At 67.3% G+C, this 23759-nt stretch carries 28 protein-coding genes; 19 read left to right on the top strand and 9 right to left on the bottom strand.

What is annotated here, in order from left to right; genetic code table 11:
* Positions 1 to 52 precede the first annotated feature (52 nt).
* The gene (locus tag ACX40Y_RS01160) at positions 53 to 880 is read right to left on the bottom strand and encodes a hypothetical protein (protein ID WP_459117695.1); all 828 of its coding nucleotides are present in this window, start codon (positions 878 to 880) and stop codon (positions 53 to 55) included.
* Positions 856 to 1590, bottom strand: a complete 735-nt coding sequence (locus ACX40Y_RS01155) for an alpha/beta hydrolase (RefSeq protein ID WP_459117694.1) — start codon at positions 1588 to 1590, stop codon at positions 856 to 858. The genes ACX40Y_RS01160 and ACX40Y_RS01155 overlap by 25 nt, the downstream gene beginning before the upstream one ends.
* Before the next feature lie 120 nt (positions 1591 to 1710).
* Between ACX40Y_RS01155 and ACX40Y_RS01150 the strand changes: the two genes are divergently transcribed.
* The gene (locus tag ACX40Y_RS01150) at positions 1711 to 1842 is read left to right on the top strand and encodes a hypothetical protein (protein WP_459117693.1); all 132 of its coding nucleotides are present in this window, start codon (positions 1711 to 1713) and stop codon (positions 1840 to 1842) included.
* A 5-nt stretch (positions 1843 to 1847) separates the two neighbouring features.
* Here ACX40Y_RS01150 and ACX40Y_RS01145 read toward each other — a convergent pair whose 3' ends face one another.
* From ACX40Y_RS01145 to ypfJ, 3 genes are all read right to left on the bottom strand, one after another.
* The gene (locus ACX40Y_RS01145) at positions 1848 to 2897 is read right to left on the bottom strand and encodes a M48 family metallopeptidase (RefSeq protein ID WP_459117692.1); all 1050 of its coding nucleotides are present in this window, start codon (positions 2895 to 2897) and stop codon (positions 1848 to 1850) included.
* Positions 2894 to 3967, bottom strand: a complete 1074-nt coding sequence (locus tag ACX40Y_RS01140) for a YjgN family protein (protein ID WP_459117691.1) — start codon at positions 3965 to 3967, stop codon at positions 2894 to 2896. The genes ACX40Y_RS01145 and ACX40Y_RS01140 overlap by 4 nt, the downstream gene beginning before the upstream one ends.
* 64 nt (positions 3968 to 4031) lie before the next feature.
* On the bottom strand, positions 4032 to 4928 hold the full coding sequence (gene ypfJ / locus ACX40Y_RS01135; protein WP_459117690.1) for a KPN_02809 family neutral zinc metallopeptidase: 897 nt from the start codon (positions 4926 to 4928) through the stop codon (positions 4032 to 4034).
* A gap of 142 nt (positions 4929 to 5070) precedes the next feature.
* Here ypfJ and ACX40Y_RS01130 point away from each other — a divergent pair, with 142 nt between their 5' ends.
* From ACX40Y_RS01130 to ACX40Y_RS01095, 8 genes are all read left to right on the top strand, one after another.
* Positions 5071 to 6213, top strand: a complete 1143-nt coding sequence (locus ACX40Y_RS01130; RefSeq protein WP_459118376.1) for a patatin-like phospholipase family protein — start codon at positions 5071 to 5073, stop codon at positions 6211 to 6213.
* A 17-nt stretch (positions 6214 to 6230) separates the two neighbouring features.
* Positions 6231 to 7016 (top strand): 3-hydroxybutyrate dehydrogenase, encoded by a 786-nt coding sequence (locus tag ACX40Y_RS01125; RefSeq protein WP_459117689.1) that lies wholly within the window; start codon positions 6231 to 6233, stop codon positions 7014 to 7016.
* Entirely contained in the window at positions 7013 to 7660 is a 648-nt protein-coding gene (locus tag ACX40Y_RS01120) for a DUF4893 domain-containing protein (protein WP_459117688.1), read from the top strand. Before ACX40Y_RS01125 ends, ACX40Y_RS01120 begins: the two co-directional genes overlap by 4 nt.
* Positions 7661 to 7711: 51 nt before the next feature.
* Positions 7712 to 9022: an amidohydrolase gene (locus ACX40Y_RS01115; RefSeq protein ID WP_459117687.1), complete on the top strand. Its 1311-nt coding sequence runs from the start codon at positions 7712 to 7714 to the stop codon at positions 9020 to 9022.
* A gap of 171 nt (positions 9023 to 9193) precedes the next feature.
* Positions 9194 to 9523 carry a preprotein translocase subunit YajC gene (gene yajC, locus ACX40Y_RS01110; RefSeq protein WP_459117686.1) on the top strand — a complete coding sequence of 110 codons (330 nt, stop codon included), beginning with the start codon at positions 9194 to 9196 and terminating at the stop codon, positions 9521 to 9523.
* Positions 9523 to 11109 (top strand): protein translocase subunit SecD, encoded by a 1587-nt coding sequence (gene secD, locus ACX40Y_RS01105; RefSeq protein WP_459117685.1) that lies wholly within the window; start codon positions 9523 to 9525, stop codon positions 11107 to 11109. Before yajC ends, secD begins: the two co-directional genes overlap by 1 nt.
* A 15-nt stretch (positions 11110 to 11124) precedes the next feature.
* Positions 11125 to 12096, top strand: coding sequence for a protein translocase subunit SecF (gene secF / locus ACX40Y_RS01100; protein WP_459117684.1), 972 nt, complete (start codon positions 11125 to 11127; stop codon positions 12094 to 12096).
* A gap of 1 nt (position 12097) precedes the next feature.
* Positions 12098 to 12469: an Mth938-like domain-containing protein gene (locus ACX40Y_RS01095; RefSeq protein WP_459117683.1), complete on the top strand. Its 372-nt coding sequence runs from the start codon at positions 12098 to 12100 to the stop codon at positions 12467 to 12469.
* On the opposite strand, the gene ACX40Y_RS01090 is transcribed toward ACX40Y_RS01095, so the two are convergent.
* Both ACX40Y_RS01090 and tgt read right to left on the bottom strand, forming a co-directional pair.
* Positions 12454 to 13632: a hypothetical protein gene (locus ACX40Y_RS01090; protein ID WP_459117682.1), complete on the bottom strand. Its 1179-nt coding sequence runs from the start codon at positions 13630 to 13632 to the stop codon at positions 12454 to 12456. The genes ACX40Y_RS01095 and ACX40Y_RS01090 overlap by 16 nt on opposite strands.
* 127 nt (positions 13633 to 13759) lie before the next feature.
* Entirely contained in the window at positions 13760 to 14890 is a 1131-nt protein-coding gene (gene tgt, locus ACX40Y_RS01085) for a tRNA guanosine(34) transglycosylase Tgt (RefSeq protein ID WP_459117681.1), read from the bottom strand.
* A gap of 51 nt (positions 14891 to 14941) precedes the next feature.
* On the opposite strand from tgt, the gene ACX40Y_RS01080 reads away from it, so the two are divergent.
* Positions 14942 to 15280 carry a cupin domain-containing protein gene (locus tag ACX40Y_RS01080; RefSeq protein WP_459117680.1) on the top strand — a complete coding sequence of 113 codons (339 nt, stop codon included), beginning with the start codon at positions 14942 to 14944 and terminating at the stop codon, positions 15278 to 15280.
* Between the two features lie 10 nt (positions 15281 to 15290).
* Positions 15291 to 15446, top strand: coding sequence for a hypothetical protein (locus ACX40Y_RS01075; RefSeq protein WP_459117679.1), 156 nt, complete (start codon positions 15291 to 15293; stop codon positions 15444 to 15446).
* 75 nt (positions 15447 to 15521) lie between these two features.
* Here the strand turns inward: ACX40Y_RS01075 and ACX40Y_RS01070 are convergent, their stop codons facing one another.
* Positions 15522 to 16778, bottom strand: coding sequence for a NupC/NupG family nucleoside CNT transporter (locus ACX40Y_RS01070; RefSeq protein WP_459117678.1), 1257 nt, complete (start codon positions 16776 to 16778; stop codon positions 15522 to 15524).
* Positions 16779 to 16931: 153 nt separating this feature from the next.
* Between ACX40Y_RS01070 and ACX40Y_RS01065 the strand changes: the two genes are divergently transcribed.
* The 6 genes from ACX40Y_RS01065 to ACX40Y_RS01040 all read left to right on the top strand — a co-directional run bounded on the left by ACX40Y_RS01065 (position 16932) and on the right by ACX40Y_RS01040 (position 20707).
* Entirely contained in the window at positions 16932 to 17612 is a 681-nt protein-coding gene (locus ACX40Y_RS01065; RefSeq protein WP_459117677.1) for a queuosine precursor transporter, read from the top strand.
* Positions 17613 to 17632: 20 nt separating this feature from the next.
* The gene (gene argB, locus ACX40Y_RS01060; protein WP_459117676.1) at positions 17633 to 18532 is read left to right on the top strand and encodes an acetylglutamate kinase; all 900 of its coding nucleotides are present in this window, start codon (positions 17633 to 17635) and stop codon (positions 18530 to 18532) included.
* Between the two features lie 77 nt (positions 18533 to 18609).
* Positions 18610 to 18906 (top strand): YggT family protein, encoded by a 297-nt coding sequence (locus ACX40Y_RS01055; protein ID WP_459118375.1) that lies wholly within the window; start codon positions 18610 to 18612, stop codon positions 18904 to 18906.
* Positions 18907 to 18913: 7 nt separating this feature from the next.
* A complete protein-coding gene (locus ACX40Y_RS01050; RefSeq protein WP_459117675.1) occupies positions 18914 to 19222 on the top strand; it encodes a DUF167 domain-containing protein in 309 nt (102 codons plus the stop codon).
* Positions 19212 to 20087 (top strand): bifunctional methylenetetrahydrofolate dehydrogenase/methenyltetrahydrofolate cyclohydrolase FolD, encoded by an 876-nt coding sequence (folD, locus tag ACX40Y_RS01045; protein ID WP_459117674.1) that lies wholly within the window; start codon positions 19212 to 19214, stop codon positions 20085 to 20087. The genes ACX40Y_RS01050 and folD overlap by 11 nt, the downstream gene beginning before the upstream one ends.
* Complete coding sequence (locus ACX40Y_RS01040) at positions 20084 to 20707, top strand: MarC family protein (protein WP_459117673.1); 624 nt, start codon at positions 20084 to 20086, stop codon at positions 20705 to 20707. Before folD ends, ACX40Y_RS01040 begins: the two co-directional genes overlap by 4 nt.
* On the opposite strand, the gene ACX40Y_RS01035 is transcribed toward ACX40Y_RS01040, so the two are convergent.
* Complete coding sequence (locus tag ACX40Y_RS01035) at positions 20682 to 22511, bottom strand: AcrB/AcrD/AcrF family protein (RefSeq protein WP_459117672.1); 1830 nt, start codon at positions 22509 to 22511, stop codon at positions 20682 to 20684. The genes ACX40Y_RS01040 and ACX40Y_RS01035 overlap by 26 nt on opposite strands.
* 61 nt (positions 22512 to 22572) lie before the next feature.
* Here ACX40Y_RS01035 and ACX40Y_RS01030 point away from each other — a divergent pair, with 61 nt between their 5' ends.
* On the top strand, positions 22573 to 22992 hold the full coding sequence (locus ACX40Y_RS01030) for a GtrA family protein (protein WP_459117671.1): 420 nt from the start codon (positions 22573 to 22575) through the stop codon (positions 22990 to 22992).
* Positions 22992 to 23723: a class I SAM-dependent methyltransferase gene (locus ACX40Y_RS01025; RefSeq protein ID WP_459117670.1), complete on the top strand. Its 732-nt coding sequence runs from the start codon at positions 22992 to 22994 to the stop codon at positions 23721 to 23723. The genes ACX40Y_RS01030 and ACX40Y_RS01025 overlap by 1 nt, the downstream gene beginning before the upstream one ends.
* Positions 23724 to 23759: the final 36 nt, after the last annotated feature.

Below are 23759 nucleotides of genomic sequence, written 5' to 3'. Positions count from 1 at the left end.
AATGCCTTGCCCGCGAGATAGGCGCCCGCCCCCCCGGATGCCAGCGCCGCCGCTAGGGCGAGGTCGTCTCGAACTGCGCCAGCGCGGCCTGCGCCGCCTTTGCCGCTGCGCTGCCGGGTGCGATCTTCACCACCTTGCCCCAAGCGGCCCGCGCGCCCGCCGCGTCGCCCGAGGCGGCAGCGATATTGCCTGCCTCCAGCTGGACCGAGGGATCGTCGCCGGCGCTGCGCACCGCTTCGGCAATGTCCTTGTGCGCGCGGGGCAGGTCGTCCATCCGCCGGGCGAGCGTCGCCGACAGCAGCCAGGCGAGCGGATCGGCGGGCACTTTGGCGAGCGCGACGTCGATGTCCGCGCGTGCCGCCGCCATGTCGCTCGCCGCCACCGCCGCCCGCGCGCGATCGAGATAGGCCTCGCCCAGATAAAGCCCCTTCAGCACGCCGGTCGCGATCGCCGCGTTGAACGCGCCGCGTGCTTTGGCCGGATCGCCGGCCGCCAGCCAGCCATTGCCGGCCTGTGCCCAATAGGCGGCGGCGCGCGCTGCGTCCTTGCCCGCCTCGGCTTCGTTCGCCGCGTCCTCGAAAGCCACGGCGGCCGAGTCCCAGCGTTGCTGGTTGGCATAGGCGACCGCCAGGCACTGGCGCGCGAACATGCCGCCCTGTTCGCCCTGCCATTTCAGCGCGTCGGCGACGCCCGCCTGCGGATCGGCGCCGGTGGCCAGATCCATGCACTGGGTGAAGCGCGGCGGTTCACCGTTCACCGGCGCGGGGTGATGGCTGGATGTTGCGGATGCGGCATCGCGCAGCACCGGCCCGGCCTTTGCCGTCGTGCCGGTCGTCTGCGCTTGGTCCTGCGCGATCAGGAGGAGGAAGGGGAGCAGCATGTATCGAGAACGTCCTCAGTGGCGCGCAACAACAGGCGGATGTCGGCATCGCGCGAAAGCCGGTGGTCGCCATCCTTGACGAACCAGGTCTGCACCGCGTCTGAACGCAGCGCGGCCGCGATCGCCAGCGCATGTTGCCAGGGTACTTCACGATCCCGCTGCCCCTGCAACAATCGCACCGGGCCGGCAAAGTCGATCGGCCCGGCCAGCACGCGATTGGCCTCGCCGGAGCGCCAGAAGCTGAGCGTCGTCACCATCGGCTCGTCCGAATAGTCATTGGGTTGTTCCAGCCGGCCCTGTTCGGCCAGGATTCGTTTCTCGTCCTCGGTAAAGCCCCAGTCGGTGAAGTCGGGTGCGGCGGCGATGCCGACCATCCCTGCCACCCGTTCGGGCCGGGCCTGGGCGACGAGCAGCATGATCCACCCGCCCATCGACGAACCGACCAGCACGATCGGCCCCGCCGTCAGCGTGTCGATCAGCCGCAGCGCATCGTCGCGCCAGCTCGCCAGTGTCTGATCCTCGAACGCCCCTTCGCTATCGCCGCAGCCGGCATAGTCGAAGCGGAGGAACGCCTGTCCGCGCGCCTGTGCCCATGCCTCCAGCGCCAGCACCTTCGATCCCTGCATGTCAGATCGATAGCCGGGCAGGAACACGATCGTCGGCGCGGCGCCGGGGGTGTGATGATGGGCGAGGCGGGGCAGGCTGGTCATGCCCGGCGATGTAGCGCGTCGGCGGCGGCATCGCCAGCGCGGGCCTGCGAGCGACGCAGTGCATTACAGTCATCGCGATTGTCGGTGAGACTTTCCCGCCGGTTCGGGCATTATGGTCGCATGTCAAAGGTTGAACGTGCCATCGCCATCCCGGTCCGCCGGTTCGTCGCCACCCCCCAGCTCATCCTCGGGCTATCGATCGCCGTTGCCGGCCTGTCGACGCTCGCGGGGAAGATGCTCGGGCTGGCCTGAGCCGGTCAGCGTCGTTCGGCGCACATCGTCCGCAGCGCCTGCCACTGGGCGGGCGTGAGCGCGGGCGTGTAGCGGGCCGTTTTCGACGCGCTCCCGGTGAACCGCGCCTCGCGTTCGCGCGAAAGCGGGTGCGATTCGAGATAGCCGAGCACGCGCTCCGCGCCGCCGGGCAGCGCCTCCTCATGCCCCAGTCGCGCGAAGAGCTGCGCAGTGGGTGCCGGCGAGATGTTCGCCGTCCGCAGCGTCTCGATCGCGAAATCGTCCGCCCGCGACTCGGCCTTGCGCGAGTAGCTCGCGCTCAGCAGCGCGCTGCTGTACGCACCGACATTGCCGTCGATACCGCCCAGCGCCATGCTCAGCCCGAACTGGCGGATCAGCGCCTCCAGCCCGTCGCGATGCGCGACATGGCCCAGCTCGTGTCCGAGCACGCCGGCCACCTCGTCGGGCGATTTCGCCTGCTGGATCAGCCCGTCGAACAGCACCACCTGCCCGCCGGGAAACGCCACCGCATTGACGACGGGCACGCGGACCACCCGGATCGTCACATCGTCGCCCGCGTCCAGGCGGGCGGTGAGTGCCTTCACCGCCGCATCGCCGGCGGGGGTCGAACAGGCATAGCTGCCGAAATTGCCGACGAGCAGCAATCCCATCTGCCGTTCGGTCGATCGTGGGATCAGGCTGGCGATGATCGCCGGCAGTTGCAGCACGGCGACCACGATAAGAACAGCGATGACCGCGAGGACGCCGACTGACTGCCAAAGGCCGAACCGGTCGATTGCGCGGCCATAGCGCACCGCCTTCGGCAGGCGTTCGGCGATGTTGGGCGCCGGCGCGTCGATGAAGCCGATCCGCCAGCCCGGTCGTCCGCGCAGCGAAAACCGGGCGTCGGGGCCGCTTGCGCTCTGCGGCAGCAGATCGGCAAAGGCATAGGGGCCCGGATCGACCGCCGGCCCATCGAGCGTGAAATGCCAGCCATCGGCGGTGACCGCGATCACCGCCTCATAGCGATCGCCGCTGCGCCCGTCATAATGCCAGACGCGCGACGCCGTCGTCACAGCGCGCCCATGTCGAACGCGTCGAATAGCCCTTCACCCTGGCCGGGCGCGCGGGTGGTCGACTGGGTGAAGGTCGCCAGGTCGAGCGTGCCATAGGCGCGCAGGTGGCGCACGAAGAACGACCAGTTGCGATAGCCGATGAAGATCGCGCCGATTCCCAGGGTGATGATGACCAGACCGATATTGCCGAGCATCAGCTTCACCCAGTCGCCCGTGCCGGCGGTGAATTCAAACTCGAGGTCGCCAAGCGACAGGCTTCCGACCACCTCCCGGAAATAGCCCGCATAATAATGCAGCGCGATCAGCCCGAACACGACGAAGAACAGGAGGTAGATCAGCACGACCGCCAGCGCGATCGCGCCCTGTGTGGGCGGCGCCTCTGCTGAGACGCTGCCCGTCAGGACCGCCATGAAGACCCCGCCGATCACCAGCACGATCGGGGCGAGATAATAAAGGAGGTAGCGTCCCATCAGCCCGCTGGCGCGCGCATCGCACTCAAACCGATAGGGGCCGAAGCTCATCGCGCGCCACCGCCGGTTCCACAGCGACACCATCGCCCAGGGGACCAGCAGGCCCAGCGCAAGCGCGCCGACGATGGTGCGCCACATGTGCGACAGACCATAGCGGAACCCCTGCGCGTCGCTGCCGCCGCGAATGCCGTGCCAGAAGGTACGGCTCAATCGATAGCGAAGCGCGCGGAACAGCGCGATGCCCACGAGATAGAATAGCGCCAGATACAGGCTGAGGCCGATCAGGCCCGCCGAGAGCACATGGCCGCGCGTGATCAGCGCTTGCATCAGCCATTGCAGCCCGGCGAGCGGGACGAACACGACGACCATCGCGATCAGATAGCCGATGAACAGCTCCAGCCCGGTGCCGGTCCATTCAAGCGTGTCGTCGATGAAGCGGGTGCGGCTCCACAGATAGCGGCGCTCACGCGTGCGTGCCCAGAAACTATAGATTCCAAGCGTCACCAGTGTCAGCAGCAGGTTGGTGAACGCGATCGGCGCGAACTCGCGCCAACTGCCCAGGAACGCGAATGCGCCGCGCTCCTCCGTCGTCGAATGCATCACTGTCTCCCCCCGGTCGGCCCTTTCTGTCACGGACCGGGGGGGGCGGGTCAAGCGATAACGGTTACAGCGCCGCGTTGAACGTGTCGCACTGGCGCGGGTCGCCGGTCTCCAGCCCCCGGCGGAGCCACGCCATGCGCTGTGCCGAGGTGCCGTGGGTGAAGCTGTCGGGCACGACGCTGCCCCGTGCCTCGCGCTGGAGCGTGTCGTCGCCGATCGCATTGGCCGCGGTCATGCCTTCCTCGACATCGCCGGGCTCCAGCCGGTCGCGGTTGCGCGCCGCCCAGACGCCGGCATAGCAATCGGCCTGGAGTTCGAGCCGCACCGAAAGCTGGTTGCCTTCGGTCTTCGACGCGCGTGCCTGTGCCTGCGACACTTGCTGGGAGGTGCCGAGCAGATCCTGGACGTGATGGCCCATTTCGTGCGCGATCACATAATCGCGGGCGAAATCGCCCTTGGCGCCGAACCGGTTCTGAAGCTCATCGAAAAAGGCGGTGTCGATATACACGCCGTCATCGCTCGGGCAGTAGAACGGGCCGACCGCCGAGGTGGCGGCGCCGCAACCGGTCTGCGCGCCGCCCTGGAAGAAGTTGATCGTCGCCGGGCGATAATCATTGCGGCCGAGCTCGCGGAAGATCGCCGCCCAGGTATCGTCGGTGCTGGTCATCACCCGGCACGCCTCAAGCCGGCGCTCGTTGACGCGACAGACGCTCGCGCCCGACTGGCCGACGGTGGAGGATTGGCCGGCGCCGCTCTGGCCGCCGCTCGATCCCAGCATCCCGCCACCGCCGCCCATCGCGAAGATCACCAGCGCGACGATGCCGATCAGCGCGATGCCGCCGCAACCCATGCCGCGCCCGAGAAACAGCGGCAGCAGGCCGAGCAGCGGAAAGCCGCCGCCACCGCCGCCGGAGCCCAGGTCCCTCGCATGGTCGGTCGGGTCAAGATCGTCGAGCCGCATGGCGATTCCCCCAAAAAGATGCGCATCCGCGCCTTCGCTTCGTCGCACAATGCGCGAAAGCGCGCTGCGTTGCACCGGACTGCATCTTCGATCGCCAAGGTTGATGTTGCTCCGCAGCGAACGATGCGCCACACCGCACGGCATGGCCGATGTCGAGTCTCGCGTACGCCGCCGTTCCCCACCGGGGATGCCCCTGCCGGAATGTGTCGCGCTGGTGCTTCAGGGCGGCGGGGCGCTGGGAAGTTTCCAGGCCGGTGTCGTCGAGGAGCTGGACGCGATCGGCGTCGAGATCGACTGGGTCGCCGGCATCTCGATCGGTGCGATCAACGCCGCACTGTTCGCGGGCAACCCGCCCGAGCGCCGGCTGGAGGCTTTTCGCGCCTTCTGGGAAGGCATCACCGGCGCGCTGGGCGATTTCTCGATTCCGCTGAACGATCGGATGCGAGAGTTCGCGCATGAATGGGCCGCGGCGATGGTGATGATCGGCGGCGTGCCCGGCTTTTTCCGGCCGCGACCGCTGGCGCCGGGCTTTGCCGTGCCGGGCAGCGCCGGGGCGCTCAGCTTCTACGACACGGCACCGCTGGTCGAAACGCTCAACCGGCTGGTCGACTGGGATCTGCTGAACGACGGGCCGGTGCGGCTTTCGGTGGGGGCGGTGGACATCGAAAGCGGCAATTTCCGCTATTTCGACACGCGCGACGATCGGATCGACGCCCGCCACATCATGGCGTCCGGCGCATTGCCCCCGGGGCTTCCGCCGGTGGAGATCGACGGGCGATTCTATTGGGACGGCGGCCTAGTGTCGAACACGCCGCTCACCCATGTGCTCGACCGGCAGGAGGCCGGCACGCTGATCTTCCAGGTCGATCTGTTCCCCGCCGCCGGCACCATGCCGCGCACGATCATGGACGTGATGGCGCGCGAAAAGGAAATCCGCTATTCCAGCCGGACGCGTGCGATCTCGGACGAACGGATGCGACTGCGCACCGCGCGCGAGACGGTCCGGCGCCTGCTCGACAAGCTGCCCGCCGATCTCGCCGACGATCCCGATGTCGAGGCGGTGCGGGCGCTGGTGACCGAATATCCGGTCAGCCTGGTGCAGTTGATTTATCGCGCCAATGCCTGGGAAGGCGGCGCGCGTGACTTCGAATTTTCTGCTCGGACGATGCGCGAACACTGGCAGGCAGGCCGTTCTGCGGTTGCCGAAACCATGGCCAATGCCCAGATCGTCGCCCGCGATATCCTCGATGGCCGCACCGCCGCCTTCGACCTCACCAAGCGCTAGTTGGAAGGATTGATCTGATGTTCCTGAAGGGTAAGTCCGCGCTGATCACCGGTTCGACCTCGGGCATCGGGCTCGCCTATGCCAAGGCGTTGGCGGGCGAGGGCGCGAGCGTGATGATCAACGGCTTCGGCGATGCCGACGCGATCGAGCGCGAGCGCGCGGCACTGGCGGAAACCAGCGGCGCAAGCGCACTTTACGACGCGGCCGACATGACCAAGCCCGATGAGATCGCCGCGATGGTCGAGCGTTGCCACGCCGAACTCGGCGGGCCGGAAATCATCATCAACAACGCCGGCATCCAGCACGTCGCGCCGATCGAGGATTTCCCGATCGAGAAGTATAACGCGATCATCGCGATCAACATGTCGTCCGCCTGGCACATGATCCGTGCCGCGCTGCCGCACATGAAGCAGGCGAAATGGGGGCGCATCATCTCCACCGCCTCGGCGCACAGCCTGGTGGCGAGCCCGAACAAGACCGCGTACATCATGGCGAAGCACGCGATCGCGGGGCTTACCAAAACGGTTGCGCTGGAGGCCGCCACCTTCGGCATCACGGTCAACTGCATTTCGCCGGGCTATGTCTGGACGCCGCTGGTCGAAAACCAGATTCCCGATACGATGAAGACGCGCGGCATGACCCGCGAGCAGGTGATCAACGACGTGCTGCTCGATGCCCAGCCGACCAAGCAGTTCGTGCAGGCTGAGGAAGTGGCCGCGCTCGCGCTGTTCCTCTGCCGTGACGAAGCGGCGCAGATCACCGGCGCGAACTATTCGATTGACGGCGGCTGGACGGCTGCGTGACGGCCTTGTTCACGAGCAGGGCCCTGCGCGCATCGGCGGCGATGCTGGCGTCGGCCGCTGTCTGCGGCTGCAGCGTCTATCGCGAGGGCACGTCGACACAGATCGATACGAGCGCGGGCTGGCGCGCGCTGGCGACCGATCAGGATCGCCAGCGGCTGCGCAACTGGCGCACGGCCTGGGACGACGCGCTGCCGGCAGCGAAAGCTGCGGCGGGCGCGACGATCGCCGACGATCCGGCGCTGTTCGATCCCGATCGCGCGCTCGACGATCCGCTGCCGCCGCCCGGCACCTATCGCTGCCGGACGTCGAAACTGGGCGGCGGCGGCACCGCGGTTGCCGGCTTCGTCCGCTATGACTGGCAGCCCTGCACGGTGACGGCGAAGGACAACGGGCGGGGTTTCCAGGCGCAGATTGGCGTGCAGCGGCCCGACGGGTTTCTGTTCGCCGACTCGGCGGCCCGCGGCATTTTTTTGGGGACGCTCGTCGTCGGGGACGAGCGCGTGCCGATCCGCTACGGGCTCGACGATGCGCGCGACATGATCGGCTATGTCGAACGGATCGCTCCGCTGCGCTGGCGGCTCGTGCTGCCTTATCCGCAGTTCGAATCAAAGCTGGACGTGATCGAGATCGCCCCCGCCGTTTGACACCATGGCGTCCGCGGGGGAGAGTGCGGGCATGGCAATTCGGGGGACAAGATGGTTCGATTGCTGCTCCTGGCGGGGGCGTTGACGCTGGCCGCGCCCGCCCATGCTGCCGATCGGGTTCGCGAGGCGACGAACCGGGCGATGCCGCAGCTGATGGCGCTCTATCGCGATCTTCATGCCAATCCCGAACTCAGCCTGCACGAGGTCAAGACGGCCGCAAAGCTGGCGGACGCGGCGCGGGCGGCGGGCTTCGAGGTGACCGAGAAGGTCGGCGGCACCGGCGTCGTCGCGGTATTGCGCCACGGCAATGGCCCCGTGCTGCTGATCCGCGCCGATATGGACGGCCTGCCGGTGACCGAGGACACCGGGCTGCCCTATGCGTCGAAGGTTCGCGCGGTCACCGAGGAAGGGATCGAAAGCGGCGTGATGCACGCCTGCGGGCACGACACGCACATGGCGAGCTGGGTCGGCACGCTGCGCAACCTGGCGGCGATGAAGGACCGCTGGCACGGTACGCTGGTGATGATCGCCCAGCCGGCTGAAGAGCGCGGGCGGGGCGCGAAGGACATGCTCGATGACGGGCTGTTCACCCGCTTCCCGCGGCCGAACTACGCCATCGCCTTTCACGACAGCGCCAGCCAGCCCGCCGGCCAGATCGGCGTGACGCCGGGCTATGCGCTCGCCAATGTCGATTCGGTCGACATCGTCGTGAAGGGGGTGGGTGGCCACGGCGCCTATCCGCACACGACCAAGGACCCGATCGTGCTGGCGGCGCGGATCGTCACCGCGCTGCAGACGCTGGTCAGCCGCGAAATGGACCCGCTCCAGCCGGCCGTGGTGACGGTGGGGGCGATCCACGGCGGATCGAAGCACAATATCATCGGCAACGATGTGACGATGCTGCTGACGGTGCGGAGCTTCACGCCGGAGTCGCGCAAGCAGTTGCTGGACGGGATCGCCCGGATCGCGCGCGGCGAGGCGATCGCGGCCGGCGTGCCCGACGATCATATGCCTGTCGTCACCGTAAAGGACGAATATACGCCCTCGACCTTCAACACCCAGCCGCTGGCGGGCCGGCTCAAACAGGTCTTTGCCACGCGTTTCGGCGATGACCGGGTGGTCGAGACCAAGCCGGTGATGGGCGGCGAGGATTTCGGCCGCTTCTACCTTGCCGATCCGAACATCCAGAGCACGATCTTCTGGGTCGGCGGCGTGCCGAAAGACAAGTGGGAAGCCGCCAAGGCGGGGAACGCGACGCTGCCGTCGCTGCATTCGGCACAATGGGCGCCCGATGCCGAGGCGGTGATCGGCACCGCGACCGAGGCGATGACCGCCGCCGCGCTCGATATCCTCGGGCAATAGCCGCCGTCGCATTCGCCGGGCCCGCGGCGGGGCGTGTGCGTCCCGCCGGGGAACGGGTGGTCCCGCACCCCACGGGGACAAGTGGTTGCGCGGCAGGGCGCCCCGTGATAGCGCCCGCCGCTTGAAATGGGGCCATTCCGCGCCCCCTTAATTCAGGCTTTTCGGAAACCCATGTTCGCCACACCAGCATATGCACAGGCCGCAGGCGCGGGCGGCACCGCCGCCGGAATCGTTTCGATGCTGCCGCTCGTCCTTATCTTCGTCGTCTTCTATTTCCTGATGATCCGTCCGCAGCAGAAGCGGATGAAGGCGCTGCAGGATGCGGTCAAGGCCGTCAAGAAGGGCGACACCGTCATCACGGCGGGCGGCCTGGTCGGTAAGGTGATGCGGGTCGAGGATCATGAGGTCGAAATCGAACTCGGCCCGAACGTGAAGGTGCGTGCCGTCAAGTCGACGCTCGCCGAAGTGCGCCCGCTCGGCGCCAAGCCCGCGAACGACTGATGCTCGATTTCCCGCGCTGGAAGGTTTGGTCGATCGTCATCGGCCTTGCCGCGATGGTGCTGCTCGCCGTGCCGAGCCTGGTGCCAGAGAGCGTCCGCAACACTTGGCCGAGCTGGGTGCCCAAGCCCGCGGTCAATCTCGGCCTCGATCTTGCCGGCGGTTCGTATCTGCTGCTCGAAGGCGATACGAGCGATGTCCAGCAGACCAAGCTCGAGCAGATGCGCGAGCAGGTGCGCCTGGCGATGCGCCGCGACCCGCGTGTCGCGATCGGCGATATTTCGATCCAGGGCGGCAAGCTGAGCTTCATGGTGCGCGATCCCAGCCAGGTCGATGCCGCGCGCGAAAAGCTGCTGCCGATGACCAACGGCGTGGGCACCACCGGCCAGCGCGATTGGGAAATCTCGGTTCGCGATACCAGCGTGTTCGTGCTGACGCCCACCCAGGCGGGCCTGGCGCAGCAGATCGAAACCGCGATGGACGACGCGCGCGAAGTGGTCGACAAGCGCATCAACGCGCTCGGCACGCGTGAGCCGACCGTGATCCGCGAAGGCACCAACCGCATTGTCGTACAGGTGCCCGGCCTCCAGGATCCGAGCCAGCTCAAGGCGCTGCTCGGTAAGACGGCCAAGCTCGAATTCAAGCTGGTCGATACCAGCGTGACCCCGCAGCAGGTGGCCAGCGGCGACATTCCGGTCGGCTCGCAGCTGCTGCAATATGAAAACGGCGCGCCGATCGTGGTCAACCGCACCGCGATGATCACCGGCGACATGCTGGTCGATGCCAAGCAGAGCTACGATCCGCAGGGCCGGCCCGACGTGACGCTGCAGCTCGACGGCGCCGGTGCCAAGCGCTTTGCCCGGGTGACTCAGGAAAATACCGGCAAGCCGTTCGCGATCATCGTCGACAACAAGGTGATCTCAGCGCCGAACATCAACGAGCCGATCCTTGGCGGCAGTGCCTCGATCTCGGGCGGATTCACCGTCGAGAGCGCAAACGAACTCGCCATCGCGCTGCGTTCGGGCAAACTGCCGATCAACCTGAAGGTGATCCAGGAATCGACCGTCAGCCCCGAACTGGGCGCCGATTCGATCCGCGCCGGCGTCACCGCGTCGGTGATCGCGATCGTCGCGGTCGTGGTATTCATGGTGCTGACCTATGGCCGCTTCGGCGTCTATGCGAACATCGCCGTGACGCTCAACGTGCTGATCATCCTGGCGGTGATGGGCCTGCTCAGCGCGACGCTGACGCTGCCCGGCATCGCCGGCTTCGTGCTCACCATCGGTACCGCAGTCGACGCCAACGTGCTGATCAACGAGCGCATTCGCGAGGAACGCCGGCGCGGGCGCACGGTGATGCAGTCGGTCGAGCTCGGCTACAAGGAAGCGAGCCGCACCATCTTCGAAGCGAACGTGACGCATGCGATTGCGGGCTTCATCATGCTGGTGCTCGGTTCCGGCCCGATCCGCGGCTTCGCGGTGGTGCTGCTGATCGGTATCGCCAGCTCGGTCTTCACCGCCGTGGTGTTCACGCGCATGCTCGTCACGCTCTGGCTGCGCCGCAAGCGCCCGAGCGAGATCCACATTTAAAGGAAGCGCGGAACCATGCGGCTCCTAAAGATCGTCCCCGACAACACGAACATCAGCTTCGTCAAGGCGCGCTTCATCGCATTCGCGATCACCGCGCTGCTGACGATTGCCGCGATCGGCCTGGTCGCGGCGCGCGGGCTGAACCTCGGCGTCGATTTCGTCGGCGGTGTCTCGATCGAAGAGAAGTTCGTCTCCTCGCCGCCGCTCGACGAGCTGCGAGCGACGGTCAACGCCCTCGGCTTTGGTGAAACCGTCCTTCAGGAAATGGGCGGCAAGAATCTTGTCACCATCCGTCTGCCGGTGCCGGACTCTAGCGATCCGGGTGCGACCAACGCGATGGTGGAAAAGGTGGACGCGGCAGTGAAGGCCAAATTCCCCGGAGCGACCTTCTCTACCCAGTCCACCGTTTCGGGTAAGGTGTCCGGCGAGTTGGTTCGCAACGGCGTGATCGCCGTGCTGCTGGCGATCATCGGCATCGCGATCTTCTCATGGCTGCGCTACGAATGGCAGTTCGGCGTGTCGACTGCGGTCGCCATTTTGCACGACGTGCTTATGACGCTCGGCTTCTTCGCGCTGACCCGGTTGGTGTTCGATCTGAACATCGTCGCGGCGGTGCTGACGATCATCGGCTATTCGATCAACGACAAGATGGTGATCGACGATCGTATCCGCGAAAACATGCGGAAATACCGCAAGATGGGGATGAGCGAGCTGATCGACCTGTCGGTCAACGAAACGCTGCCGCGTACCGTGATGACCTCGCTGACCATCCTGCTGGCGCTCGGCTCGCTGCTGCTGTTCGGCGGCCATGTGCTGCGCGGCTTCACCGCAGCGATGATGCTGGGCATCGTGGTCGGCACCTATTCGTCGGTCTATGTATCGTCGTCGCTGCTCATCACGCTGGGGCTGAAGCCGGGCGTGAAGCCCGAAAAGGGCGATTCGATCGCGAACAACGCCGAGCGGGTGGGTCCGCGCGAGCGGCCGTAACGTGAAGATCGAACGGCGCAGCGCGGAAGGGCCGCTGATTTCCGGCTTTTCCGGCGGCGGCTTTCGTGTCGACGAGAATGTCTATCACGGGCTGATCATCACGCCGCAGCGCGCGGATGGATGGTCGCCGCCGGGGGTGACGGAACTAACCGAGGCGGACCTGGCGCCTGCCTTTGCCATCGATCCGCAGCCGGAATTCCTGCTGCTTGGCACCGGCGCGACGCTGGTGCGGCCGCCGCTATCGCTGGTGAAGGCGCTGGAGGCGCGCGGCATCGGCATCGAGGCCATGGACAGTCGCGCGGCGGCGCGCGCCTGGGGCGTGCTTCGCGCCGAGCTGCGATGGGTGGCGGGCGCGCTTTACCCGCTGGGCTGAACCTCGGCCGCGAACAGCGCCGGCAGGATACGCTCCAGCCGCGCGAGCCCCGCGTCCCAGCGAGCCGGATCGACCGGCCGGGCAAGCCGCGCAAGCACGTCGTCGGCGGGGTCGGTCGGATCGAACGCGTCGTTGATCAGATATTGCGCGAACCACAGCTGGGCCTCTTCGGCGTCGGGCGTCCGGGCATTGCCTGCGGCGATATCGTCGAGAAACAGTGGCAGCTCAGCATAGGCGTTCAGCCAAGCGCCTGTCGCGAAGCGCGAGCGCCGCAGCATCGGGACCCCGAAAAACCCGGCCAGCGCAAACGTCTTCGAATCGCCCAGCAGCATGCCGTCGGCATGGCGGGCAGCGACGAGTGTGGCGGGCAACATGCCGATCGTCGGGGGCAGCAGCACTGCCCGGTCGCAGTCGTCGATCGCCTGGAGCAGCGGACCAGCGTCCAAATGGGCATCGTTGAGCGGATGGTTGGTCACCGCCAGCGTGAAGCGGTCGCCCAACTGCGCGGCGACTTCCGCGACCAGCGCCGCGTTGGGTTTGGTGCCCACCCGGTGCATGGCGAGGAAATTGTCTTCGGTCTCGCATTGGAGCGGCAGCAGCAGCATCGGGCGGTCGAGCGGTATGGCAAGGCGGGAAAACAGGGCTTCGCGCTCGCCCGGCGGCGGGACGAGCCGTTGCCGAAGTCGATCCCATGCTGGCGCGATCAGCGCGCGCAGGCGATCGCTCTGGTCGTACGAGAAGGGGGCGATCAGGCCGTAATCATGGGGCCGTTCGGCGAGCAGGATCCAGCGCGGCGGCGGCGCGAAGGGTTCGAACCGCCCCTCCATCAGCAACCGCATGGTGCCTGGGAACCGGGCGGCGGTTGCATGGTCTGCGGTGCGGCACAGCACCACGTCCGGCGCGATGCTGCGGACGAAGTCGATCAGCCCTTCGGCATCATCGGGCACGGTCCGCATGCTGGGATGGTCGGGTCCGTCCATGATGTACCAGCGCACCTCCGCCAGGTCCGTGCAGCGCGCCAGTTCCTCTGGCCCCAGCCCGGTGCCGCACCAAGGAACCGGCGCGAGGACATGCACCTCATGGGCAGCGGCCAGCCGGCGGATCAGCGGCTCGACGATGTTTACGAACCACCAGTTCGTCACCATCGGCAGATAGAACAGCACCCGCTGCGGTCGGTCTAGGGAATGGGGCAAGCGAGGCTCCGGGCGACGATGGTCCTTCCCGGATTATAGGACACGGTGAGGGGCGCGCGCGGCGGTGCGGCAGCTTTTGCCCCGCACCGCGCGGCGATCACCCCTGCTTCGCCTGATACCTCGCCCGGAAGTCGTTCGCGAACGCCGTCAGCCGCTGCTCCTCGATCGCCGCGCGCAGATCGGCCATCAGCGTCTGGTAGAACCAGAGATTGTGCTCGGTCATCAGCATCGCGCCCAGGATCTCGCCGGCGCGGACGAGGTGGTGGATATAGGCGCGGCTCCAGGTGCCGCAGACCGGGCAGGGGCAGGCGGGATCGAGCGGCCCCTGATCCTCGGCGAAGCGGGCGTTGCGGACGTTGATCGGGCCGCTGCGCGTGAACGCCTGGCCGGTGCGGCCCGAGCGGGTGGGCAGCACGCAATCGAACATGTCGATGCCGCGCTCTACCGCGCCGACGATGTCGTCGGGCTTGCCGACGCCCATCAGGTAGCGTGGCTTGGTCGCGTCGAGCTGGCCGGGGGCATAGTCGAGCACGCCGAACATCGCCTCCTGGCCCTCGCCCACCGCAAGGCCGCCGACCGCATAGCCGTCGAAGCCGATGTCCTTGAGCGCATCGGCGCTGGCCTTGCGCAGCCCCTCGTCGAGCGCGCCCTGCTGGATGCCGAACAGGGCGGCGCGGGCGGCATGCTCCTCGCCCGAATCGAAGCCCGCGCGGCTGCGCCTGGCCCAGCGCATCGAGCGCTCCATCGCCCTGGCCTGCACGTCGCGGGTGGAAGTGGTCGGCACGAGCTCGTCGAACGCCATGACGATGTCGGAGCCGAGCAGCCGCTGGATCTCCATCGAGCGCTCGGGGCTCATCATGTGGCGCGAGCCGTCGAGGTGCGAGGCGAAGGCGACGCCTTCCTCGCTGCGCTTGGTCAGCTCGGACAGGCTCATCACCTGATAGCCGCCCGAATCGGTGAGGATCGGGCGGTCCCAGCCCATGAACTTGTGCAGGCCGCCCAGCCGCGCGACACGCTCGGCGGTGGGGCGCAGCATCAGGTGATAGGTGTTGCCGAGCAGGATGTCGGCGCCCGACGCGCGTACGTCCTGCGGCTTGACCGCCTTGACGGTGGCGGCGGTGCCGACCGGCATGAAGGCGGGGGTGCGGATCTCGCCGCGCTGCATCGCGATGGTGCCGCGACGCGCCTTGCCGTCGGTGGCGTGGATGGTGAACTGGAAACGGGGCATGGCGCGCTATTGGCGTGTTTGACGGGGGAAGCCAAGGGAGAGGACGGCGCGATGAAGGAGGATAGGGTGCGGATGGCGAACCTGTTGGCGGCACTGCCCGATGCGCGGGAGGGGGAGGTCTTCACCGATCTGCTCGCCCGGCCGGGCGTGCGGATCGAGCGCATCGTGTCGCACGGGCAGGCCACGCCCGAGCAAAGGCCGATGGTGCAGGGCTGGGACGAGTGGGTGGTGCTACTCGAAGGCGCGGCGGGCATCCGTATCGGGGACGGTGCCGAGGTGCGGCTAGTTCCCGGCGATCACCTGCTGATCGCCGCAGGACAGAAACATTGGGTGACATGGACCGCGTCCGACCGCCCAAGCGTTTGGTTGGCCGTGCATATCGACAGCTAGGAGCAGGATCATGGCCGACCCCCTCAACCCCGGCGACGAAGCTGCGCCCGGCACGCCGGGCAGCGGCGAGGATATCTGCTGTGGCGGCTCCGGCCGGATCGATGGCGGCGAATGTCCGGTCTGTGGCGGCACGGGCAAGGTGATCGAAGGGATTGGCGGGGGATGAGCCGAACGCCTGACGGCGCAGGGCAAGCGCCAGGCGTTGCCCTTCGATGGAGCCGGCGCCCGTTTCCCGCCGGCGTCAGGGCAGCAACAGCCCCGCCAGTGCCGCCGACATCAGGTTGGCAAGGCTGCCCGCCACCAGCGCCTTGATGCCCAGCCGGGCGATCACCGGGCGCTGATTTGGCGCCAGGCTGCCGGTTGCCGCCATCTGGATCGCGATCGAGCTGAAATTGGCGAAGCCGCACAGCGCGAAGGTGATGATCGCCTTGCTGCGCGGCGCGAGATCGGCGGTATTGCCCAGATCGATGAACGCGACGAATTCGTTGAGCACCACCTTGGTGCCAAACAGCCCGCCCGCGCTCAGCGCCTCATGCCAGGGGATGCCGAGCAGATACATGACGGGCGCAAAAATGGCGCCGATGATCGACTGGAAGCTGAGCCCCGGATAGCCCACCCAGCTGCCGGCGGCGCCCAGCAGGCCGTTCGCCAGCGCGACCAGCGCGACGAAGGCGAGCACCATCGCGCCGACCGCCACCGCGATCTTGACGCCGGTCGACGCGCCGGTCGCGGCGGCCATGATGATGTTCGCGGCGCGCTCCTCCTCGATATCGGCTTCGGCAACGCGAATCGCCTCGGCCTCGTCGGCGATGGCGTCGTCGCTTGCTACGGGGCCGACATCGGGCATCATGATCTTGGCCATCAGCAGCCCGCCCGGCGCCGCCATGAACGAGGCGGCGAGCAGATAGGGCAACGATGCCGGGCCGAGCAGGCTGGCATAGGCCGCCAGGATGGTGCCGGCGATGCCTGCCATGCCGACGCTCATCACCGCGAACAGCTGCGACGGGGTGAGTCGCGCCAGATAGGGGCGGATCACCAGCGGCGATTCGCTCTGGCCGACGAAGATGTTGGCCGCCGCGCACAGCGACTCGACCTTGCTGACGCCGGTGACCTTTTCGATCGCGCCGCCGATCCAGCGGACGACGAATTGCATGATCCCGAGATGGTACAGAATCGAGACGAGCGCGGCGAAGAAGATGATCACCGGCAGCGCGGCGATCGCGAAACTCTGTCCGCCCAGCTCGGGCTTGGCGAGATTGCCGAACAGAAAGCTGGTGCCCGCGCTGGCATAGCCGAGCAGCGCGGAAACGCCGCTGGCCATGGTGTGCAGCCCCGCCTGGCCCCAGCTCGTCCGCAGAACCAGCAACGCAGTGCCCGCCTGGAGCGCGAAGGCGGCCCCGACCACGCGGAGGCGTATCGCACGGCGATCGCTGGATAGCAGGAAGGCAATGCCCAATATCGCCAGCACCCCGAAGATGCCGATCGGGAAGTGAGTCATTCTAAAGTCGCAGGTCCCAAGCGCTACCGGAATCACGGCCAGCAAACCTGCCGACCATACACGCCGCGACGCATCTTGCCAGTGGGTAGCTGGGAAAGCGTGGCGAGCCGCTCCACACTTTCCCGGCGCGCGCTTTGGCGCTAGCAACCGCCGATGGACACCCGGCCCGCGATTCCGCGCTCGCTCTTCTTCCTCTCGATCTTCTATGGCGGCATGGTCTGCATCGCCGGCGTGCTCGGCAACAAGCAGGTCGCGCTCGGCCCGATCAGCCAGATCGGCACGCTGGTTGGCGTCGGCCCGCTCGCGGTGGAGGCGGGGATCTTCGCTTTCCTGTTGCTGGTGGCGGTATCGAGCGCGGTGGCGGAATTGCTCGGGACCGATGTCGCGCGCAAGCTGGTGCTGTTCGGTTTCGCGCCGCTGGTCACGTCCGTGGTGCTCGCGCTGGTGGTGCTCGCGCTGCCGGCGTCGCCCAGCATGGAGCCGGATCGATTGCAGGCGTTCGAACTGATGATGTCGGGCACGCCGCGAATCTGGCTGGGCGGGATCATCGCCTATGGCATCTCGCAAATCCTGAACGTCACCATCTTCTCGGCGCTGAAGGGCGGCGCGGGTGGCGGCGGTATGCTGTGGCTGCGATCGGCGATCGCCAGTGCGCTCAGCCAGATCACCGATACGCTGATTTTCGTTACCGTGGCCTTTTACGGCGTCTTCCCGATCGGGCAACTGCTGGTCGGCCAGATGCTCACCAAGGTCGTGCTCTCGCTGATCCTCGTGCCGCCGCTGATCTATTTCTTCGTGTGGGTGGGGCGCACGCTTGATGGACGTCGCGCCTGAGCGGCTCTAAAGGGCCGGCCATGACCAACCACGCTCCCGATCCCGCACTGCTCGCCAAGGCCGAGACGCTGACCGAGGCGCTGCCCTATCTGCAGCGTTATGCCGGCGCCACCTTTGTCGTGAAATATGGCGGCCACGCGATGGGCGATCCCGAGCTCGCGCGCGACTTTGCCGAGGATGTCGTGCTGCTGAAGGCCGTCGGCATCAACCCGATCGTCGTGCATGGCGGCGGCCCGCAGATCGGCCGGATGCTCAAGCGGCTCGGTGTCGAATCGACCTTCGTCGGTGGCCTGCGCGTCACCGACAAGCCGACCGCCGAGATCGCCGAAATGGTGCTGGCGGGATCGATCAACAAGGAAATCGTCGCCTGGATCAGCGCCGCGGGCGGCAAGGCCGTCGGCATTTCGGGGAAGGATGCAGGGCTGGTCCGCGCCGAAAAGGTCCAGCGCAGCGAACCCGATCCGTTGCAGGGCATCGAGCGGCATGTCGATCTGGGCTTTGTCGGCGAGCCGGTCTCGGTCGACATCGCGATTCTCAAGTCGCTCGCCGCATCGGGCTTCATTCCGGTCGTCGCGCCGATCGCGCTGGGGGCGGACGGGCACACGTACAACATCAATGCCGACACCATGGCCGGGGCGATTGCCGGCGCGTGCGGTGCCAAGCGCTTCTTCCTGCTGACCGACGTGCCCGGTGTGCTGAGCAAATCGGGCGACCTGCTGACCGATCTCGACGCGGCGCGCGTCGCGGCGCTCAAGGCCGACGGCACGATCTCCGGTGGCATGATCCCCAAGGTCGAGACGTGCGTCAACGCGGTCGCCGCCGGCGTCGACGCGGCGGTGATCCTCGACGGGCGCATCCCGCACGGCATGCTGCTCGAAATCTTTACCCGCCAGGGGGTAGGCACGCTGGTCCATAGCTGAACTTGTTCGGCAGCCGCCCTTTGCTGTAATCCTGACGATATCGTGTCGCGGAGAGAAGTTTGACCCAGTCCATCCTGATGCTGCTGCAGATCGTGCAGGTGCTCCTCACCATCGTCTGGTGGATCATCGTGATCCAGGCGATCCTGTCGTGGCTGATCGCGTTCAACGTCATCAACACGCACAATGATCTCGTCCGTTCGGTATGGTATGCGCTCCAGCGGATCACCGAGCCGCTGTATCGCCCAATCCGGCGCATCCTTCCCGATTTCGGTGCGCTCGACATTTCGCCGCTGGTCGTGCTGCTGATCCTCTACATCCTCCAGACGATCGTGGTGCCGAACATCGCGATGCAGGTGGCGAGCGCCGGCTACTGAGGCGCCAATGCCGGCGTGGCGGCGAACCGATCGCGGGATCGACATCGCGGTGCGGGTGACGCCGCGGTCGTCGAGGGAAATGCTCGCGGCGGGCACCGACGACCATTTCCTCGCCCGCCTTACCGCGCCGCCGGTCGAAGGCGCCGCCAACGCCGCGCTGGTGCCGCTGGTTGCCAAGGTATTCGGCGTGCCCAAGCGCGACGTGACGCTGATTGCCGGTGAAACGGCGCGGCTGAAACGGCTTTCGCTCAACGGAAACGCTACGGCGCTGGAACAGATCGCCCGCAGCCTCTATGGCGAGCGGCATGACGGCTGAAATCATCGACGGCAAGGCGTTCGCCGCGGGCCTGCGCGCCCGCATCGCGGACATGGTTCCTGCATTTGAAGCGGCGGCGGGGCGCGTGCCCGGCCTGGCCGTGGTGCTGGTGGGCGAGGATCCGGCATCGGCGGTCTATGTGCGATCGAAGGGCAAGCAGACCCGCGAGGCGGGGATGGCGAGCTTTGAGCATCGCCTGCCCGCCGATACGACGCAGGACGACCTGCTCGCCCTGGTGGAACAGCTGAATGCGGATGCGTCGGTGGACGGCATCCTGGTCCAGCTGCCGCTGCCCAGGCATATCGACGAACTCGCCGTGCTGCTGCGGATCAGCCCGGACAAGGATGTCGACGGATTCCACCCGGTCAATGCCGGGCGGCTCGCCACCGGGCTCGACGGCTTCGTGCCCTGCACGCCGCTCGGCTGCCTGATGCTGCTAAAGGACCAGCTCGGCGATCTTTCCGGCCTGAATGCGGTGGTGATCGGCCGTTCCAACATCGTCGGCAAGCCGATGGCGGCGCTGCTGACCAAGGCGAGCGCGACGGTGACGGTGGCGCATTCGCGTACCCGCAACCTGCCGCATCACCTGAAGCATGCCGATATCGTCGTCGCGGCGGTGGGCATCCCGCACTTCGTCAAGGGCGAATGGCTGAAGCCGGGGGCGACGGTGATCGACGTCGGCATCAACCGCACCGAGGACGGGCTGGTCGGCGACGTCGATTTCGAAGGCGCGGCGAGCGTGGCGGGGGCGATCACACCTGTACCCGGTGGCGTCGGGCCGATGACCATCGCTTGCCTGCTGCGCAACACCCTGGTCGCCGCGCACCGCAATGCCGGCGTGCCGATCGAGGCGGACGCGATTTGATCGAGCTGTTCGTCTCGTCGTTCATCACCTTCTTCGTGGTGATCGACCCGCCGGGCTGTGCGCCGATCTTCGCCGGGCTCACATCGGGCACCAGCGCGGCGCACAGGCGGGTGATGGCGACGCGCGCCGTGTTCGTCGCGGCGATCATCCTGCTGGGCTTCGCGCTGTTCGGCGAGGCGCTGCTCCATGCGCTGGGCATCAGCCTCAATGCGTTTCGGATCGCCGGGGGCATCATGCTGTTCCTGATCGCGCTGGAGATGGTGTTCGAAAAGCGGACCGAGCGGCGCGAGGACCGGGCGGAGAAGGTGAAGGCCGAGGACGCGGCCGACATCTCGATCTTTCCGATGGCGATGCCGATGCTCGCCGGCCCCGGCTCGATCGCGTCGATCATGCTGCTGATGTCGCAGACCGACGGGATCGAAGCGAAGGCGACGATCCTGGCGGCGATGCTGGCCATCCTGCTGCTGTCGCTGGTGGCGCTGCTCGCCGCCGGGCCGATCATGCGGATCGTTGGTGCCAAGATCGAGGCGGTGGTCTCTCGGTTGCTGGGCGTTCTCCTCGGCGCGTTGGCGGTGCAGTTCGTGATCGACGGAATCAGGGCCGCTTTGGGCGCGGCCTGACCGGATCGGCGTAACGGATCTTCCACAGGCGATAGGGCGAATTGGCCGGCAGCGTGACCGGCTCCAGCCAGTCGGGCACCTTGCCCTTGGCAAGCTGCGCATAAAAGCCGACCGGATTGCGCGCCCGGTACACCGTCGTCTCCGACATGTTCGGGCAGATCAGCAGATAGCCCGCCTTGTGCCGCGCGGCGATGGCCCGAAACGCGCTCGCCGGGCCCGTAAAGGCATGGTGGACGTCGAGGATCGCCTGGCCGTTGCGATGATAGGGCCCGGCCACGGCATTGTGGTGGGTGACGACGATCAGCCGCGGCCCCAGATCGACATGGCTGAACAGCGTCGCCGGCGGGATGACGTTGAGCGTGCGCAGCTGCGAGGTGCGGTTGCACGCCAGATTCGCCTGACGGACGATATTGACCGCAGCCTTGCCCTTGCTCTTGTTGCTCCACGGCATCGGCACGCCGCTGGCGATCACCGCGACCACCGCCGCTGCGAGCAGCGCCACGCCGATCCGCAGCCAGAGCGGCCCGCGCAGCAGGAGCAGCGGCACCAGCAGCCAGATCAGCGCGGTGATCCCCGGCACCGCGAGCAGCTGCGCACCCGGCCCGGCGCGCAGTTGCCAGAGCAGCATCAGCGCGGCGAAGAGCGTGAACAGCGTCACCGCCGCCCAGCCCACCGCCCGGTCGCTGCGCCGCGCCCGCCAGGCGGCGATGGCGGCGCCGATCACCCCGAGTACCGAGACGATCGCGATCGGCAGGGCGGTGTCGAGCGGGTGGCGATAGATCGGCCGCGCCTCGCGGACATTGGCCAGCCAGGTGGTGTAGAGTTCGTCCGACACCTGTTCGGGCCGGCCGAGGCATTGCGGGAAGAAATGGACGAAGCCGGCGACGATCGCCGCGCCGGCCAGCGCCGCGAGCGCCAGCCGTACCCAGCGCCGCGCCGGGCTGACGAGCGCAAGCGCCACCAGCAGCGCGCCCGCCGCCACCATCACGCTGAGCCACACCGGCGTCAGCGCATCGCAGCGCATCGCCTGATTGGCGTACGACGCAAAGGCCGCGAAGCCGACCGCCGACCCGCCGCCGAGCGTCGCGCCGTACACCAGCAGTCGCCGGGCATCGGCGGCATCCCACACCCAGCGTAGCGCGATGATCGCCCCCGCCATCGCGCAGAAGGGCAGCATTTCGAGGCCGATGTTGAGCGAGAAGGCGCTCGCCAGCCCCACCACCGCGCCGCCGCGCACGCCGCGACGATCGGCAAGACCCGCCACCGTCACCGCCAGCGCCGCGAGCTGCCAACCATGATGATCGATCCGCATCGGCGCGAACATCGGCAGCGTCGACGAGCAGGTGAACACGAGCAGCGCCAGGGCGATCGGCCAGGCGAGCGGCGCCACCAGCCGACGGACGGCCAGCGACAATGCGACCATCGTGATCGACAGCGGCAGCAGCGGCGCGAGACCGCATGCCCATTTCTCCGCCGTCGCCATGCCGACGAACGGCTTGAGCAACAGGATCAGCCCGGCGATCGGCAGATCGACGATCCGCGACCAGTGAATGTCGAATCCGCCCAGCGCCGGATCCATCCGATACTGGCGCAGATCGTACCAGCCCTGGCCGGCGAGCAGGGCACGCACCTGCATCAGCCGCATGTTATCGTCGGTGTCACCAAGCGACAGCCAGTAGATATTGCCCTGGCGCTGGACGAGGAACCAGATCGTCACGCATAGCCAGACGACCAGCGTCCAGCCGAGCCAGTTGCGGTCGAGTTCGTCGTGCAGCTGCCGGCTGACCAGAATCTTTCGCGTCAAAATCGCTTTCCTCGGATGCTGGCGCGCATTAGGGCGAGCGATGGTGCAAGGGCAAGCGACAGTGACGGCGGTAATCCAGAGAGTTGAAGCATTGCGGGCCAGCGGCGTGCTGGGCCAGCTGATACGATTCGTGATCGTCGGCGGGCTTTCGACGGTCGTCTATGCCGCGGTCTATTGGCCGCTCGCCACCTATGCGATCCATCCGGTGCTGGCATCGGTTGCGGGTTTCCTCGTCGCGGTGGTGTTCGGTTACGTGTTTCACAGCCGGTGGAGCTTCAAGGGCCATTCGGCCGAGCAGGGCCCCGGCACCCAGGCAAAATTCTTCGCGGTACAATCGACCGGCATGCTGATGAACGCCGCCTTCACCTGGGCGCTCACCGGCGGGCTGGTGCAGGGCGAGACCTGGTGGCCGCTCGTTCCCGTCGTGCTGGTGACGCCGCTCGTCACCTTCGCGCTCAACCGCCTGCTGGTGTTCGCCTGATGGACCGCATCGTCTACGACCGGATGGCGGCGCATGATTCCACGCACTGGTGGTACCGCGCACGCCGCGAGATCCTGTCCGACTATCTGGCGCGCTATGGCAAGGTCCCCGCGGGCGCCTGCATCCTCGAGATCGGTTGCGGCACCGGCCATAATCTGCCGATGCTGGCGCAGTTCGGCGACGTCGATGCGATCGAGATCGATCCCGCCGCCGCCGCCATCGCCAGCGAACGGCTGGGCAAGCCGGTCGGCGCATCGCCGCTGCCCGAACTGACCGGCGTCGAGCCCGGCAGTTACGACCTGATCGCGGTGCTCGACGTGGTCGAGCATATCGACGACGACGTCGCCGCGCTGAAGGCGATGGCGCGGGCGCTGAAGCCGGGCGGCAAGATCCTGATCACCGTGCCCGCGCATCAATGGATGTGGAGCGCGCACGACGTGGTGAACCACCACAAACGGCGCTATTCCAAGGGCACGCTGGTTTCGGCGCTGGAGCGCGCGGGGCTGCGCTGGTCGCGGCTGCGCTGGTTCAATTCGCTGCTGTTCCCGGCGGCCGTCGCGGCGCGGATCGCCGGCAAGCTGACTGGCAAGGACGACAGCGACGATTCGCCGCCGCCGAAGCTGCTCAACCGCGCGTTCGAGGCGATCTTCGGGCTGGAGCGGCATTTGCTGGGGCGGGTGCCGATGCCGCCGGGCCTTTCGATCATCGTGCTGGCCGAACCGCAGGGCTGACCAGCAGCGAGCGGGCGCGCCGGTTTCGCAACGTCG

The sequence above is a fragment of the Sphingomonas sp. RS6 genome, from assembly GCF_054489705.1.
The sequence above is the reverse complement of the archived record's forward strand: the minus strand, read 5'-3'. Positions and strand labels throughout refer to the sequence as shown.